The sequence below is a fragment of the Desulfosporosinus nitroreducens genome (genome assembly GCF_023897015.1).
GTDB lineage: Bacteria > Bacillota > Desulfitobacteriia > Desulfitobacteriales > Desulfitobacteriaceae > Desulfosporosinus > Desulfosporosinus nitroreducens.
The window spans coordinates 1-15633 of record NZ_JAMHFY010000036.1 but is presented as its reverse complement, the minus strand read 5'-3'; the positions used below and the strand labels follow the sequence as shown (position 1 = coordinate 15633).

General features: G+C 40.3%; 17 protein-coding genes. 14 read left to right on the top strand and 3 right to left on the bottom strand.

The window, feature by feature from the left end; translation table 11 throughout:
- Positions 1-137 precede the first annotated feature (137 nt).
- Positions 138-2177, bottom strand: coding sequence for a heterodisulfide reductase-related iron-sulfur binding cluster (locus M8E35_RS23775; protein WP_252473336.1), 2040 nt, complete (start codon positions 2175-2177; stop codon positions 138-140).
- Between the two features lie 121 nt (positions 2178-2298).
- Positions 2299-2427, bottom strand: a complete 129-nt coding sequence (locus M8E35_RS26610; protein WP_289710993.1) for a hypothetical protein — start codon at positions 2425-2427, stop codon at positions 2299-2301.
- A 1074-nt stretch (positions 2428-3501) separates the two neighbouring features.
- On the opposite strand from M8E35_RS26610, the gene M8E35_RS23770 reads away from it, so the two are divergent.
- From M8E35_RS23770 to M8E35_RS23740, 7 genes are all read left to right on the top strand, one after another.
- The gene (locus tag M8E35_RS23770) at positions 3502-3828 is read left to right on the top strand and encodes a nucleotidyltransferase domain-containing protein (RefSeq protein WP_252473334.1); all 327 of its coding nucleotides are present in this window, start codon (positions 3502-3504) and stop codon (positions 3826-3828) included.
- Positions 3818-4201: a HEPN domain-containing protein gene (locus M8E35_RS23765; RefSeq protein WP_252473332.1), complete on the top strand. Its 384-nt coding sequence runs from the start codon at positions 3818-3820 to the stop codon at positions 4199-4201. The genes M8E35_RS23770 and M8E35_RS23765 overlap by 11 nt, the downstream gene beginning before the upstream one ends.
- 310 nt (positions 4202-4511) lie before the next feature.
- The gene (locus M8E35_RS23760) at positions 4512-6281 is read left to right on the top strand and encodes a sigma-54 interaction domain-containing protein (protein WP_252473330.1); all 1770 of its coding nucleotides are present in this window, start codon (positions 4512-4514) and stop codon (positions 6279-6281) included.
- Between the two features lie 268 nt (positions 6282-6549).
- A complete protein-coding gene (locus tag M8E35_RS23755; RefSeq protein ID WP_252473328.1) occupies positions 6550-7296 on the top strand; it encodes an SDR family NAD(P)-dependent oxidoreductase in 747 nt (248 codons plus the stop codon).
- Between the two features lie 47 nt (positions 7297-7343).
- Positions 7344-8303 carry a methylmalonyl Co-A mutase-associated GTPase MeaB gene (gene meaB / locus M8E35_RS23750; protein ID WP_252473326.1) on the top strand — a complete coding sequence of 320 codons (960 nt, stop codon included), beginning with the start codon at positions 7344-7346 and terminating at the stop codon, positions 8301-8303.
- Positions 8304-8305: 2 nt separating this feature from the next.
- Positions 8306-10066 carry an acyl-CoA mutase large subunit family protein gene (locus M8E35_RS23745; protein ID WP_252473324.1) on the top strand — a complete coding sequence of 587 codons (1761 nt, stop codon included), beginning with the start codon at positions 8306-8308 and terminating at the stop codon, positions 10064-10066.
- A gap of 19 nt (positions 10067-10085) precedes the next feature.
- Positions 10086-10487 carry a cobalamin B12-binding domain-containing protein gene (locus M8E35_RS23740; protein ID WP_252473322.1) on the top strand — a complete coding sequence of 134 codons (402 nt, stop codon included), beginning with the start codon at positions 10086-10088 and terminating at the stop codon, positions 10485-10487.
- A gap of 974 nt (positions 10488-11461) precedes the next feature.
- Here the strand turns inward: M8E35_RS23740 and M8E35_RS23735 are convergent.
- Positions 11462-12019 (bottom strand): GNAT family N-acetyltransferase, encoded by a 558-nt coding sequence (locus M8E35_RS23735; RefSeq protein WP_252473320.1) that lies wholly within the window; start codon positions 12017-12019, stop codon positions 11462-11464.
- A 509-nt stretch (positions 12020-12528) separates the two neighbouring features.
- Here M8E35_RS23735 and M8E35_RS23730 point away from each other — a divergent pair.
- From M8E35_RS23730 to M8E35_RS23705, 7 genes are all read left to right on the top strand, one after another.
- On the top strand, positions 12529-12714 hold the full coding sequence (locus M8E35_RS23730) for a peptidoglycan-binding domain-containing protein (protein ID WP_252473318.1): 186 nt from the start codon (positions 12529-12531) through the stop codon (positions 12712-12714).
- Positions 12715-12852: 138 nt separating this feature from the next.
- Positions 12853-13050: a hypothetical protein gene (locus M8E35_RS23725; protein ID WP_252473316.1), complete on the top strand. Its 198-nt coding sequence runs from the start codon at positions 12853-12855 to the stop codon at positions 13048-13050.
- A 28-nt stretch (positions 13051-13078) separates the two neighbouring features.
- The gene (locus tag M8E35_RS23720; RefSeq protein ID WP_252473314.1) at positions 13079-13444 is read left to right on the top strand and encodes a hypothetical protein; all 366 of its coding nucleotides are present in this window, start codon (positions 13079-13081) and stop codon (positions 13442-13444) included.
- Between the two features lie 431 nt (positions 13445-13875).
- Positions 13876-14349 carry a hypothetical protein gene (locus M8E35_RS23715; protein ID WP_252473312.1) on the top strand — a complete coding sequence of 158 codons (474 nt, stop codon included), beginning with the start codon at positions 13876-13878 and terminating at the stop codon, positions 14347-14349.
- Positions 14350-14464: 115 nt separating this feature from the next.
- Positions 14465-14674, top strand: a complete 210-nt coding sequence (locus M8E35_RS23710; RefSeq protein ID WP_252473310.1) for a hypothetical protein — start codon at positions 14465-14467, stop codon at positions 14672-14674.
- 175 nt (positions 14675-14849) lie between these two features.
- The gene (locus tag M8E35_RS27250) at positions 14850-15203 is read left to right on the top strand and encodes an immunity protein CdiI family protein (RefSeq protein WP_508012621.1); all 354 of its coding nucleotides are present in this window, start codon (positions 14850-14852) and stop codon (positions 15201-15203) included.
- A 74-nt stretch (positions 15204-15277) separates the two neighbouring features.
- A complete protein-coding gene (locus M8E35_RS23705) occupies positions 15278-15475 on the top strand; it encodes a DUF3986 family protein (protein WP_252473309.1) in 198 nt (65 codons plus the stop codon).
- Positions 15476-15633: the final 158 nt, after the last annotated feature.

Here is a 15633-nt window from a genome sequence, read left to right as displayed (position 1 = left end):
CCATTATAACATAAGTTTGTTAATTCAGAGGCTGGATCTAGGCCATAATGCTCTGCAGGAAAGCTAAGAGCAAGAAGCCCATTTGTTGGAGGGCTTCTTGCTCTTGAGAATTTTACTCTCTATCTGACAGGTCGATATTATATACAACCTTCTAAAATTTCGGAAATATCGAGAGCTTTTAAGGCTACTCCCGCTTCACGAGACGCTATTCCGTCGACGATCATGGTTAAGCAGAAAGGACATGCGGTACCTACATAATCTGTCTTAGCGGCAATTGCTTCGTCGGTACGCATGACATTGATGCGGTTGCCTTCATGTTCTTCTAGCCACATTCGACCGCCGCCGGCCCCGCAACAGAAGCTTTTTTCACCACTATGAGCCATTTCTTTTATTTCAAGGCCAGCAATTTTGAGCAATTCACGGGGTTGAGCATATATCTGATTATAGCGGCCTAAATAACAAGAATCATGATAGGTAATTGATTTTCCGGAAATATTGTTTAGCGCAAGTTTTCCGGACTTTACGAGCTCAAGCAAGAAGGTTGAATGGTGCACAACTTCGAAATTCCCATTGAATTGAGGATACTCATTTTTAAGAGTGTTGAAGCAGTGAGGACATTGAGTGATAATTTTCTTAACCCCATATCCCTTCATGACTTCGATGTTTTCTGAGGCTAACGTATAAAACAAGTATTCATTTCCTAATTTACGGGCAGAGTCACCACAGCATTTTTCTTCGTTGCCTAAGATTGCAAAATGAACACCAGCCTTTTGTAACAGTTTGACTAAGGCAGCGGAGACTTTCTGGTTACGTGCATCAAAGGCACCTGAACAGCCAGGCCAATATAAATATTCAGCTGTAGGATCTTCTGCGCAGGTTTTTACTCCTAATCCTTTTAAAAAGTCGGCCCGTGTTGTCCAACCGATGCCCCAGGGATTCCCGTTATTCTCCATATTTCTGAAGGCTAACTGAGCCTCAGCAGGGAACCTGGTTTCCATTAAGACTAAATGTCGTCTCAGATCAATCGTTTTATCAACATGCTCGACGAAAACTGGGCATTGCTGTTCACAAGCACGGCAGGTAGTACAGGACCATAAGTCTTCCTCAGGAATAACTTCACCTATGAGAGAAGGTACCGGCAGTTCGACGGTCTCTTCGGTTGCTACGGTTTCGGCTTCCGCTGTTTGATTGGCTAAAGCGTCTTTCTGTGCGGCTTTAACGGCCGTGCCTTCTTCTTCCATTAAAACCCGCATATCCTGAATGATCTTTTTGGGATTTAAGTGTTTTCCACTTAAATAAGCTGGACAGTTATCCTGACAACGTCCACAACGCAAGCAAGCATCCGTATTGAATAAAGTTTTCCAAGAAAATTCGCGAAGCTGACTTTTCCCAAAGGTTTCCAGACTTTCATCTTCAAAATTTATAAGCTCAGGGATTCCGATGGGTCCTCTGTTACGGAAAACCATATTTAATGGACCCAATAGTACATGGAACAGCTTCGAATAAGGGAAGTAAGCGATGAACGACATTGCTAAGAGTAGATGGAACCACCATAAAAATCTATGCAAGGAAAGTAACTGTGCCTGGTTGAGATAGGCTTTGAGGGGAATTGATATCCATTGGCCAATAAATCCCCATCCGGCCCAGGGATCAGGTGCTGCCGCAATCCGAGCTCCTTCAATTAGGAAGCCGGTTAGCAGTATTACAAATATTAAGGCTAGTGTAATTGCGTCATCCGTTTTATTGTCTAGGCGGTCGGGTCTTTGGATATAGCGACGATATGCTGCTATTAGGATACCGAGGATAGCCGCCAAGCCAAAGAGATTTGCGGTCAGCTTTATAAACAGATAAAGCCAGCCGTGGAATATTTGTAAGCCAAAATCAGCTTGCAAAGTAATTATTGCTGTGGCAAAGGCTAAGAATACAAATCCCCAAAAAATACAAAGGTGCATAATTCCCGGATAAGAATCTTTGAGGATTCTCTTATGCCCGAATCCATAGACAATAATATCTTTTAGGCCTGGCCATAGATTCTTCCAGCGATTCTCAGGCTGACCTAATTTCCAAAGTGACACTCGTTTGTACACTCCGTAGCCGAAGAAAATAAGGGCAATGATGAAGAACAAATAGAGCCAATGCTCTCCTTCAATGTTCCAATACACTTGACGTGTGGCCATGCTCATCTCTCCTCATTTGATCTGCGAAGCACCTGAACAAGAGCTTTGCAGATTGAATTTATGTTTTAGAAGCTTCTGTTTTTGTTATAGCTAAGGGTAAAACATACTGTGGAGTTCATGTTTATCTCATTTCCTTTTTATCACAAAGATCACAAACCCCATCAATTTCGAAGGTGTACTTTCCAAGTAATGGCTCGGGTACTATTAAAATATCCAGGGGTAAGACCATTGACAATGCTCTTCTTTTCATTATTTAGTAACTCCTTTCCATAAATATAGACTATGATGACAACGGCATTTTTTACTTTACAACTATTAACTTTTTGATGAATAGAAGAAAGCGATCGCCAAAAAAGCCCTGTTTTAAAGGATTATATCATATAAGTTTAATTGTTCTGATAATTCAAACTAGTTTTACTGCGTTTATTATACCCTCAGGCATAATAAACTTCAATGGCATTTGGCGCTTTTAGAAAGATTCTACAAACGAATATTCGTATTTGAATATTATTAATATTTATGGCGATCGAGCATTACCAAAGCTATTTGCGACAAAATTCAACTTGTTAATCTCTTAAATATACTCCCGTCCGGTGATGAGGAAATAAGAGTCCGGCAGGTGACATCGAGGTTGGAGAAAAAATTATCTGGTGCTATTCAAAAAAGCTCCTTTATGATGAAAAACCCACTGCCGGCAGATGGACGCTACCGGCAATCGGCTTTTCAGTCGGAGAGCAGGAGGTAACCTGCGGGCTTGTACCAAGAATCTTACGTGCGTAAGATTCTTGGTACAAGCCCGGGAGGAGTCTCTCACTAATTTTAGCGACAGTGGTTCCCAGGGCAATTACAATCCCAATTTAAACATTCGTTAACAGGATCAAATCGGTTACCTGGCGGCTCATTTCAAAATGATGGTGGAAAAGATCCGGGAGCAGATTGCCGTCATTCAGCATGACAAAGACGTTTTGGAGCAAGTCCAGCAAGAAAATAAACGCTTCTTTGAATGTGACCCATGAACTCAAAACCCCATTACCACGATTGCCGGTATACAGGGGATAAACCTAAAGCCTATGAAGTAAAGAGAGGGTGTAACCCGGGAGTATGCTCCCGTCCTTCGGAAAATTGAAGGACGGGAGTTATTATTCAATACGGTTGTTTAGCCGTCAAACTGTGATTAAATCTGTATTATATTAATTAAATACGATGTCAAATCGAAGGTTCGCGTCAAGCAAACCCGTGAAGAGCAGAATAGTGCGTTGGAAAATGAGAAGGGGTATGCTATAATGCAAATGTAAATATTTGTCTTCAGGAACAGGGGTGCTATATGGAAAAACGTATACAGGACGAGCTTGAAACCATTAAGGGTATTATTATAAAAACTGTTCCGGTAGCAAAGATTTATCTTTTCGGGTCATATGCCGCCGGTGTACCCAATGCTGATTCAGACCTTGATTTGTATGTGGTGATGCCGGAAAGCTCGGATATCCGTGAAATTGACGCGATGCGCTTAATCCATAGAGCAATCCGTGACAAAAAGACCATGCCCGTTGATATTGTCGTTGGGAAGGAGAATATATTTAATAAGCGTAAAATAGCCCCTACCATTGAGAGAACAATCATGGAAGAGGGGGTTGTTTTATATGGACAATAAAACAGGAGCGCAGGAGTGGTTCAATCTTGCGGTGATGGATATGCGAAGCGCAGAATACTTAACCAACATGAAGCCTGTTCCCATTGAAATCATCTGTTATCACTGCCAGCAGTCCGCCGAAAAGTATCTGAAGGGCTATCTTGTCCTAAACGGGGTCAATCCTCCGAAAACGCATGATTTAGATCAGCTTAATAAGCTTTGTTTAAAGTTTTCCGACGCCTTTGCGGACATCGCCGACCATTGCTCAGACCTGACGGCTTATGGCGTACAGCCGAGATATCCGATGGATTTGGCGCTGGAGGAAAACGATATGAATCATGCGTTAGCCGGAGTGAAAGCAATACATGATTTCATACTATGCCAAACAATATGAGCTTTGTGATTTAACGGTAATTGGACTCTGAAAATTAAATAATAGTTCATGGTCGAAGCCGGTTGCATTATGCAATCGGCTTCTTCAGTGAAAAGCTTGCCTCAGAGGCTGAACAAGCTCCTGGCTAAAATGGGTTCCGCTACACCCAGTATGTCAATTTCATGATAGAATAGTATCGTAAAAAGTAAGGGACTGCTTCATGACTGCTCAAAGTATGGAGCAAAGTAGCGAACTGGCCTAGACCTGTTCAAAATTGAGCTATTTTAGAATTTAACAGGGATTCCAGACTGAACGATTGGGGGGACCTTTAATGGGCTATGAAAGTACAGAGAGCCAGAAGCCAGGAATTCTTATGAATGAACTTCGAGCTGTGCTTGACTCAATCTACAGTGGAATTATCGCTGTTGATATCAATGGAAAAATAACCTATATCAACGAAACTGCCAAGAAGTTTATGGTCTGCGGTGAAGAAATTATTGGGCGTGATGTTAATGAACTTATTCCTTTGTCTAGGATCAAAGATGTTTTACATAGTGCTAAGCCCCAATATGGGGTTAAGCTGCAGATTGGAGACAGAACAGTATTAACCAATCGCACTCCCATTATCATTAATCGGCAAATAACCGGAGCAGTAAGCTCTTTTTTAGATATTACTGACCTGGAATTGGTCTCTCACCAAATACATTCTGTTCAAGAACTGAATAGCGAACTCAGCGCCTTGATCGATTCTTCGGCTGATGGTTTAGTAATTTCAGATGGTCAAGGCTGCATAATCCGCATGAACAAGGCCTACCGATTAATGCTTGGTATTCCCCTTGAAGAGAATTTTACAGGACAACCTGTAACAGAACTTGTCACAAGAGGTTACTTATCAGAACTTGTCACATCCAAAGTCCTCCAAACCCTTAACTCCGCTACTATGATTCAAGAAATTAAGGGCAGAGAAATTCTGTTTACAGGGACCCCTGTTTTCAATACTAAGGGAAAGGTAGTACGTGTAATTGCCAATATACGAGACCTCACTGAACTAAATTCCCTAAGACGAAGTCTTCATAAATTTACTCAAGAGATGGATAACTATCGCTCTGAACTATCCCGCTTAAAGATAAAAGCACTTGAGGAGGGCTTTATCTTTAATAGCCCAGAAATCCGAAAAGTTGTGGAATTATCCATTCGTGTGGCGCGAGTGGATACAAATGTACTAATCACTGGGGAATCCGGCGTAGGCAAGGAAATTATAACTCGGATGATTCGCGAAGCAAGCCAACGATCTACCGGACCTTTTATTAAAATTAATTGTGGAGCTCTCGCCCCGAGTCTGATAGAGTCTGAACTATTTGGTTATGAGGAAGGAGCCTTTACAGGGGCAGCCAAGAAGGGGAAGCCTGGAATCTTTGAACTTGCATTAAATGGAACCTTATTCCTCGATGAAGTGGGTGAACTTCCTCTTGACCTTCAAGTCAAGTTACTAAGGGTGATTCAAGAAAAGGAGATTACCCGCCTGGGTGGGACGCAGAGTATTTCTGTTGATGTGCGCTTGATTACAGCGACAAACCGAAATTTAGAGCAAATGGTTAAAGAGGGGACGTTTCGCCAGGATCTTTTTTATCGCTTAAATGTTGTCAATATTTATGTCCCGCCTCTCCGCGAACGTGTAATCGATATTCCTATATTAGTGGAGTACTTCATGCGAAAATTCTCTAAGAAATATAACCTTAATCGCAAAATTTCTCCGGAAATCATGCAAGCCTTGACGGAACACGATTGGCCGGGAAACATTCGTGAACTCGAAAATACCATTGAACGCATGGTAATTTTAAGCCCTGATGAAGGGATCGATCCTTCTTTATTTAAGGGCAATGGCTCTAAAGAAACAACTGCTGCAGATCCGCCTCCGCTTAGTCTTTTAAAAGATGCCTTAGCTGAAACAGAGAAGAAAATGATCTTACAAGCCTATCATTTGACCCAAAGTACCAGGAAAGCTGCTTCAATGTTAGGCATTAATCAATCTACCGTAGTGCGCAAGCTGAAGCTTTATAGAAAAGAGACTTTGGTGATGCCGAGAGACATCACTGATTAGCTGGTGCATCAGGGATTGCCGGTAAAATGACCTGAAGCGATGCAATAGAGCATCGCTTCTTTTTATTTAGCTATAATTGTCTGAAAATCTCAATAAAAATGCCCGCAATATTATCTGAATATTTAAAATATAATGGCATATGTTTTGCATTAAATCTAGATGAGCGCTCTAAAGGTCTAAAGGAACAGGCAGACTCGTCTCAGCAAGTTGCAGTTGAAAATGGGCGAGCAGAGGGGATTTAAAGATCAGGACGAAAGGAAGGTAAGCCATGAAAATTAAAGACAGAGTTGCTCTGGTAACAGGCAGCGGTCAGGGATTAGGAAAAGCAATTGCTTTCGCCTTAGCAAATGAGGGGGCTAAACTGGCAATTAACGATATCTCCCTGAATGAAGTAAAAGCCCGGGAGACCGTCTCAGAACTTCGTAAAATAGGAACAGAGGCTGAGGTTTTTCTCGCAGACGTGACTCAAGAAAGTGAAGTCAATAAGATGGTTGAGGAAATCCTAGCACGTTTCAGTCGTATCGATATCCTTGTTAACAATGCCGGTATTAATCGTGACGGTTTGATCCATAAAGGCAATTTACAGAATTGGAATGATGTAATGAATGTAAATCTTACCGGGCCTTTCATCTGTACAAAAGCTGTATTGCCTAGTATGAGACAAAATAATTATGGCCGAATTGTCAATATTTCATCTCTTACGGCTAGACTAGGTATCTCTGGGACTGGGTATTATGCGTCGGCAAAATCGGGTTTAATCGGCTTAACCAAAGTTACAGCGGTTGAGAATATGTCCAAAGGAATTACCTGTAATGCCCTGGCCCCCGGTTATATTAAAACGGATATGATGATGAAATATCCTGAAGAACAACTTCAGGCACTCATTGCCAAGATTCCTGCCGGCCGTTTGGCAGAACCGGCTGAAATCTCAGATGTCGTGGTGTTTGTCGCGGCTGATTCTGCATCCTACATGACAGGTGCGGTTATCGATATCAATGGAGGGTATTTTATTTAGAGATCATTCAAAAGCATATTTACAAAATTGCTATTGGAGATGCAGAGATGGAAAAACTTATTGAAGGTTTAATCCAAAAAGATCGCATAGCTCTTAGTAAGCTAATCACAATGGTCGAGAATGATAGCCCTAAATCCCTGGATATTATGAAGGCAATCTATCCCCTGACAGGTAAAGCGTATGTTCTCGGGGTTACCGGTCCTCCCGGCGCAGGAAAAAGCACCTTAGTTGATAAGTTGATCCGTAATTTTAGAAGTAAAGATTATAGTGTCGGTGTGCTCTGCGTAGACCCTAGCAGTATTTTTAGCGGGGGAGCTTTTCTTGGTGACCGGGTGCGAATGGAGTGGGCTTATCAAGATGACGGTGTCTACTTGCGGAGTTTAGCCACCCGTGGAGCGCTGGGCGGTTTGGCTCCCAGGTTAAGTGAAATTATTAAACTGATGGATGCCTTTGGGCAAGAGGTTATCATTGTCGAAACCGTAGGAGTAGGTCAAATAGAAGCCGATATCATTCGTTATGCTGACACAAAGATTGTGGTTTCTGTTCCGGGATTGGGCGATCAGATGCAGGCCTTAAAAGCCGGGATCTTAGAAATTGCCGATGTTTTAGTAGTCAATAAAGCTGATCTTCCAGGTGCTCGGGAGGTTGTCGATGACCTGCAAATGATGCTCTATTTGAGGAAAGACAGTGACTGGACTCCGGAAATAGTATTGACGGAAGCCCTCAATGACCGAGGGATCTCAGACCTCGATGCAGCCATTCAAAGGCATAGAACATTTTTAGGTCAATCGGGATTAAAAGAACAACAGACCCATCTGCAGCGTAAACATGCCTGCTATGGAGCTATAGAAGAAAGATTGAAGAACTACTTGCGTGAAAGTTTTTTAGAAGTTGAGGAAGTTAAAAATATTTTAGTAAGAGTTCAAGAGGACGGTTTAAATCCTTATCAGGCCGCGGATGAAATTCTGCAATTGTTTTTTACCAAGACACATGAGGAAGGTGACTAATTATGCAAAGTGAGCAACAGAAAACAACCTTAGAAATACTTAAAGAGACTATGAAGAAAACTGAAAATTGTCAAGTCTATGACCCAACTTATCTGGCCAAAGTTCAAGAAGGTCTTGAGCAATGGAAAAAAGAAAGGGTTAAACCCCAGGATCTCGCCAATTGGGAAAATATTCCCTTAACAGTTCTGGGTTCTGAAATTCCACGGGAAATGATCTATACTCCATTGAATATTGCTGATACGGATTACTGTGATCAACTGGGAAATCCAGGCGAAGCTCCCTTTACTCGGGGAATTCATAGTAACATGTATCGCGGCCGTACCTTTACCCAACGTCAATTGGTCGGTTTTGGCGGTCCGGAGGACACGAACCTTCGCATAAAGTATTTGCTGAATCACGGAGCTACAGGAATTAATCTCCTTTTTGATATGCCAACGATTCAAATGTATGATTGTGACGACCCAATGGCCCAAGGTTCTGTCGGGTCCTGTGGAGTCAGTGTCAACCATGTTCCTGACTGGGAATTGCTTTATGAAGGGATTAATATTGCTAAAGAAACTTCCTCCATCGTTACCCACTACCCTTCCAATACTGCCTGTCTCTTTCCCATGTATTTGGTCATGGCCGAAAAAAGAGGGGTACCTTGGGATCAACTTAAAGGCAGTTCACAAAATGATATGACCCTTGAAGAACTCGTTCGTAATTCTTCTGAATATATTCCACCTAAAGACTGTTTCCGGATTGAGTGTGACAATATTGAATTCATCCGCAAGAATGTACCAAAATGGAATTTCATTACGCTTAATGGTTATAATTTCCGGGAATTTGGGACATCCGGTGTCACAGAGATGGCTGTAGCAGCAACTCACGGGATGGCAATCTTGGATGAAATGATTCGTCGCGGTTACGAAGTGGATTGGGTAGCTGAGAGATTAGCCTTCTTCTGGTCCGGAGGGATGGATATCTTCGAGGAGGTCTCCAGACTACGGGCGATGAGGAGACTTTGGTACAGAATCCTTAAGTATAAGTATAATGCTAAGAAGGATCGGTCAACCTGGATGAGATGTCATCTACAGACTTCCGGTATAAGCTTAGTAAGGGAAGAACCCTATAACAATGCTATTCGATCGGCTTTTGAGGCGCTGGCTGCTGTTCTTGGCGGGGTCCAGTCTTTGCATGTCGATTCCTATGACGAGGCAATTTCGGTTCCTTCTGAGGAAGCATCCCTGCTTTCTTTACGGACCCAACAAATTATTGAACATGAAACAGGAGTTACCGCTGTTGTTGATCCATTGGGAGGTTCTTATTACATAGAGGCTTTGACCAATCAGATGGAAGAGAAAATCTTAGCAGAGATCACAGAGATTGAGAACCAAGGGGGCTATGTAGAAGCTATTGCCAACGGCTATCTCAGCCGGAAAATATATAATTATATGTACAAAGAACAAATGAGAATTGAAAAAGGTGAAATTAAAATTGTCGGTCATAATTACCAAAAAAGTGGTGAAGGAAAAGATTTTGAAGCCTTCCATTATCCTGAGGAATGTGAGGCCAGACAATTACAACGCCTTGAGGATCACAGAAAGAATAGAAATAGTGCCGAGGTTGAAAAAGCCCTTAATGAATTAAGGATAGCTTGCAGAGAGGGTAAGAACGTCATGGAATATACTGTGAATTGTGCTCGAGCAGGTTGTACGGTCGGTGAACAATGGAAGATTTTTAAAGAAGTTTTTGGCCTTTGGAAACGGCCGGGTGTATTTTAAAGGAAAGGGGTGGACAACATTGGATGCTAAAAGAATTAAAGTTTTAATGTGTTGTCTCGGACCCGAGACACATAATCGCGGAATCATCGTCGTGAGTACTATTTTAAAAGAAGAAGGTATGGAAGTTGTCTATATGGGCAACACCACTGCAGAAAATGCAATCAAAGCAGCCATGGAAGAAGATGTACAAATTATTGGTGTCAGCTCACTATCGGGAGCTCATTTGCGTACAGGCAAACACCTTTTGGAATTAGCCACAAAAAAAGGCATTGCTAAAAGTATGGCCTTTGTCATTGGTGGAGTCATTCCGCCGAATGATGTTAAAATTCTTAAGGACATGGGTTTTTATGATGTGTGCGTTAGCGGCACGAAAAGGGATGAATTAATAACCGTCATAAAAAATGCCGCTAATATTTTATGATGATCCAGCCATTACAGATGCAAAGCAGTGTTTATATGAGCTTGGCAGGCGAAAAGGGAGGGGCTTTCAGGGATAGATACGGAACGAATCTCCGGTGGCAGCTAAGGCATCCTTTTTCGCTATATATGGAGGCTTGTTCTTCTTACAGCAGGTTTTTGATTTAGAAAAAGACCCTTTATAGTGAAGAGGACTGCCGGCAGCTATAAGGCTGCCGGCAGTTTCTTTTTCCGTTTGGACAGTTAAGACTGGGGAGGGTCATGGTTCTTAATTTTGCAATTCACTTGGATAAAAATTCTCATACATATTATGTTATCATCGACGATTGAAAAACCTCTGCTTCTCTACTCAGTGGGGAAAATACAGCCGCCCTTGGGGCAAAGTATAACAATAACACATTGGATTTTTACCCATTCAACTTAAATATTGGATAATTTCGTCATACAAATGTGTCCTGTATTTCAGTTTTTGCCCGCCATAAATGTATTGACCATTTTTGTAAACAAACAGGACGGAATGGTCATCGATAAAGAATTTGTTTATTAAAATGTTTGAACCTAAAACAATTGGTCTATTATAAAAAAACTCGATGCCATCAATCTTATTTGGTTCTGACGGTGCTGCACATTTGAGTTTCTCCAAATTGACAGTATTAAAAATATATGCACTTTCGCACAACTTCTAAAATCAAATTATAAGTATTATCCGTCTTAGTAATTTCCTTGGTTATGCCACCATGTGTAATTATTATCTTATCAGGCTGTGGTACATAATTTAAGATTCCAATTAACCCCACTATACTTATTATAATGAATAAGAGTCTGATTTTTTTCAATAATATTCCCTCCTGAAATAAATTTTAGCGTTTCAAAACAACCATTTATGCATTGAATCTCGGATCATTGTTATTTCCCTATATCCCTTGTTTGCTGAATCTTCTGTATTGTTTTCCTTCCTACTATTCAAGGAACTGAGTATTAAGGCAGACACTCTTTTGTTTTTGCGTAGAGGAAATGCTCCATGTTTTTTCCGTTATAATGCTTTATAAAGGTTGCCTTTTTTTCAAAGCCTGCTGATTCAGCAACAGCTATGGAAGGGGCGTTATTTGTTTTGATCTGGGCATAGACCTCAGGCAAACTTATTTCTCTAAAAGCATAATTTGTCAGTGCCCGGACACCCTCTAAAGCATAGCCATAGTGCCAGTACCGGTGCTTGAGCATGTAACAAACTTCAAAAATACTTTGCTGATTGAATTCACAGCGATGGAGACCCATCTGGCCCACAAATGCCCCGGTTGTTTTTTCAATAGCAGCAAAATAGCCTGCGTTGTCTTGCCGGTAGTAGGATAATTGAGTTTGTATCCAATCATGAATTTGATCGTCAGTAAAGGTATGTTCCCAGGCGTACAAAACCTTGGGGTCAGAGAGCATTTCTTTAAGGGAAGCAAAATCTTCGTGGGTTATTTGGCGAAACTTTAAGCGAGCGCTCTCTAGAATATATCCGGATGCGTCATGATTATTGGCTGTTTTCTTCATATTAAAGCCCTTTCGAAAATTTGTATGCGATATTTCCTTCTATAATATTATAAACACAAGACCCGCTTTTCACCTACAGCAGGGCTAAGTTTAACCAATGTATGTTTGCTGGTCCTTTGCCATATTGGCACTGTACGTAATGGGAGGGGGGGGGTAAGCGGCCTGGCTTGTACCAAGAATCTTACGCGCGTAAGATTCCTGGTACAAGCCAAGGAGAAGGAGTTCGCGGAACTCAAAATGATAATTATTTTGTTCAAGTTTACCTTTATACTTTTCATAAATAGTCTCTCATAGTATGACATATTTAAACTTGTTTAAGGGCATACAGGGTGCATGTGCGGAATGTCTGGGGCGGGTTAATGGCACATAAAGATAGACTTAGCAGTAGTAAATTGCTAAGCCTATCAATTTTTAGGCTAAGGAGATCGCAACCGACGATCTCCCTGAAACACTATACCATTATTAATAACATATTGTATAAGGGTATTAATGTGACAGGGGTGATGGAGTTGCGCATATTACGTATAGGATCGACTGGAGAAGATGTTATTCAATTACAGTCCACTTTAAGTATCTTAAACTATAATCCAGGGATAACTGATGGGATATTCGGAGTAAAAACAGCGTCTGCCGTAATCCAATTTCAAAAAGACTACGGACTTGTTCCCGATGGAATAGTAGGGCCAATAACCTAGGGGTATCTACAACGCCAGAGTACTGCCTATAAAATTTACATTATCAAGCTAGGCGATACATTTTACAAAATAGCTCGTGCCAATAACACGTCCCTTTCAGGGCTCATCGCTGCTAATCCAGGCCTTGATCCCCAAAGGTTGAGGATTGGTCAAGCAATTCAGCTCTATCCTATTTATTTAACGGATCCATCTATACGTATCATCTATCCTAAGGATGGGGCTATGCTTCCTTATGGCGATATCGAAATAACCTGGACTCCTGTTCCAGGTGCTACCAGTTACACTGTGGATGTTGCAGACCTGGATACTGCACTGTTAACACTTGGAACTAGTTGATAGAAATCCGGATAATTTAGGAAGAAGAATGGAAACAACACATAGATGGAAGCGATGCATTGGGTTGTATGAAAGCACTTCGGAAAGGTGTTCAGACGAGGATTTTGCAATACCCTTTGGGCTGGCGCTTATTCCATTTACAATCTGGGGGATATTTGAGTTTTTCAAAGGTAATAAAGACTATTTTGGGTTAGTTATTCTAATCATTTCACCTGCTTTGGTCTATTTTGGAACAGCTAGTAAGTTGGGAGATGTTCAAATACAAATCGAGAAGGAAAACAAAAGATTAGAGTCTATGACTTCGAGAGAAAGGTTAATGAGGAACATCTTAATATACGGATTTTTAATTGCTGTTATGTTTCTATGTGCCTTACTCCCCATGATTATACTTTAAATCAATTAGTAGGATAATGCGCAGTAAAGCTAAAGTTATTATAGAAAGGATATTTATTCCAATGGGTCGAATACATACAAAGATAGGGGGCTAGAGTATGAATAATATTAGTTTCAATTTTGGCCTATTTGGTTTGGCCGCTACTTTCAACTTTTTATTATTGATTATGGGCTTTGTTTAATTCAGCTTCTACGATTTTTAACTAAGGGTATTAAAGCACTAGATATTTACATTACTAAAAATAAGTCGAATAAGAAAATCGAATTAAAAGATAGTCAAACGTCTCTTATCGATTCGGAAGAAAAATTGCTCTGATTGGCCGAACACTTACACATGGTTAAGTTTTATGAGATGGGTGCAATTGCCCCAATATTCAGTTCGTTAAATAGGGCTGAAATTAAAGAAAATTCCAATTAACGAGGAGTGAGGAAATGAAAAAAGCATTATCCTTAGTTTTTATGATATTTATACTGTTATTTGTCTCTGGATGTAATTCTCAAACTAAAAGTATTCCTGAAGAACTAAAAGGAGTTAAATTTAAACAACAATTTTCAATAACATCGGAAGATGATGAAAAATATATTGCGAAAATCCAGTTCCAAAATAGCACTAGTTATGATTTTTTACCGATAGCAGTTTCTGTTGAATACCAAATTAGATATGTAGAGAATGGGGTTGATACTATCAAGCCAAACCCAATTCAATTACAAGCTGAACAAATTACTGAACATACTAGTAAAAAAGAATTCATATATAAAGTAGAAATTCCCAAAAAGTTATTTGATGTTTACGAGCGTACAGATAAAGAAAACATTGTTGTAAACATTGAAGGAATATTTAGTAAGAATGACCGAATCGTACTAGGAACATCGGTAAGGAGTGAGGGAAGGTTGGTTAGAGACTGATACTCTAATGATGATTTAGCTTGGCATTATCCGTATGACGCATTCGTAGCAAAATGCGAATTTGTATAGGTTCGTAATTTTTGAAATACTATCAACCTCAAAGGAGGGAATAGATTTGTATAGCAAAGATGAAATTCTTAAAGCAATGGAAACATGCTTAGATGACCATGAAAAAGTTATCTTTAAGGCGAGGCATGGCGTAGAATTAGACCCAGCTACATTAGAACAGTTGTATTCCAATTTCAACATTTCTCGTGATGTATTAATCTCGATTGAAGGTAAAGTTTTACGTTATTTAAGACAAAACAAAAATCCGCACAATTAATACATTAACATAACTGCAAATTATGGGACATTGTCGCATCATTCTCATATTACGCCACAAACCCAACTTCCCATTCTTAAAACCATCAGTCTAAATGCCATCCCACCTGTGGACGCATTCGTAAGATTTGTCTTGTAAGAAATTAACCAACAATTTAGATATAGGAGAATAAATTATGTTTAATACAGGGTGTAGATGCGAAAAGCCAACAAAATTTCTGAGAATGGAGGCAGACTTCTCATCCGACCCAATATGGTGTGATATATGTAGCTCTAATCTTGATTTACCTACGTTACCTTTATCCTTTGAGCTAAAGAATGAGTTGATGAAGTGGATATTGGAATATGGGAAATGGTTAGATTTGAATACTGACAAATTAGTAAACCGTGCGTTTGAACTTCAGAGAGAACATAACGAGTGGGGCTTGAGGCTATTTCTCAAAGTTGAGAGTGAGCTAGGTAATCAATATTGCATTAGATTTTCTCCTTCCACATCTGTTGAAACATACATACAGAGAGATTTGTTCTAGGTGGCCCTATAAAGTGGCGATGCAATTCATTCTTTATAGTGACGGTTTGTTAAGGATAGAATGGGGGCAGTTTAATGTCAGAAATTTCTCATTGGCATATTGGATATTATGATAACGGTTATTGTATCGAAGCCATAGGATTTCAAAATGATAATGAGAGTTGGGATGTATATTATCCAACTGATGAAAAGGATAAAGATTTATTAAAGTTTAGAGAATGGTTAGAAAATGAATATTTGCCCGTTTTAGAACAGAACAAATTAAATGGGTAAGGCCCGCATTTTTAGATGACGAAAAAGACTTAGAATGGAAACCTCTTAATTGGGATAACTAAATAAAACTTAGGTCTTCCCATTGGTACTATAAAAGCACAAGTAAACGATCCGAATTTACGGGTTGGATGCTTGTGCTTATTTACTTATAATGAGGG

What these genes read in the sequence shown, in the direction of transcription:
- M8E35_RS23775 (WP_252473336.1), bottom strand. Translation starts at nt 2,177, where the DNA reads ATGGCCACACGTCAAGTGTATTGGAACATTGAAGGAGAGCATTGGCTC.
- M8E35_RS26610 (WP_289710993.1), bottom strand. Translation starts at nt 2,427, where the DNA reads ATGAAAAGAAGAGCATTGTCAATGGTCTTACCCCTGGATATTTTAATA.
- M8E35_RS23770 (WP_252473334.1), top strand. Translation starts at nt 3,502, where the DNA reads ATGGAAAAACGTATACAGGACGAGCTTGAAACCATTAAGGGTATTATT.
- M8E35_RS23765 (WP_252473332.1), top strand. Translation starts at nt 3,818, where the DNA reads ATGGACAATAAAACAGGAGCGCAGGAGTGGTTCAATCTTGCGGTGATG.
- M8E35_RS23760 (WP_252473330.1), top strand. Translation starts at nt 4,512, where the DNA reads ATGGGCTATGAAAGTACAGAGAGCCAGAAGCCAGGAATTCTTATGAAT.
- M8E35_RS23755 (WP_252473328.1), top strand. Translation starts at nt 6,550, where the DNA reads ATGAAAATTAAAGACAGAGTTGCTCTGGTAACAGGCAGCGGTCAGGGA.
- meaB (WP_252473326.1), top strand. Translation starts at nt 7,344, where the DNA reads ATGGAAAAACTTATTGAAGGTTTAATCCAAAAAGATCGCATAGCTCTT.
- M8E35_RS23745 (WP_252473324.1), top strand. Translation starts at nt 8,306, where the DNA reads ATGCAAAGTGAGCAACAGAAAACAACCTTAGAAATACTTAAAGAGACT.
- M8E35_RS23735 (WP_252473320.1), bottom strand. Translation starts at nt 12,019, where the DNA reads ATGAAGAAAACAGCCAATAATCATGACGCATCCGGATATATTCTAGAG.
- M8E35_RS23720 (WP_252473314.1), top strand. Translation starts at nt 13,079, where the DNA reads ATGGAAACAACACATAGATGGAAGCGATGCATTGGGTTGTATGAAAGC.
- M8E35_RS23715 (WP_252473312.1), top strand. Translation starts at nt 13,876, where the DNA reads ATGAAAAAAGCATTATCCTTAGTTTTTATGATATTTATACTGTTATTT.
- M8E35_RS27250 (WP_508012621.1), top strand. Translation starts at nt 14,850, where the DNA reads ATGTTTAATACAGGGTGTAGATGCGAAAAGCCAACAAAATTTCTGAGA.
- M8E35_RS23705 (WP_252473309.1), top strand. Translation starts at nt 15,278, where the DNA reads ATGTCAGAAATTTCTCATTGGCATATTGGATATTATGATAACGGTTAT.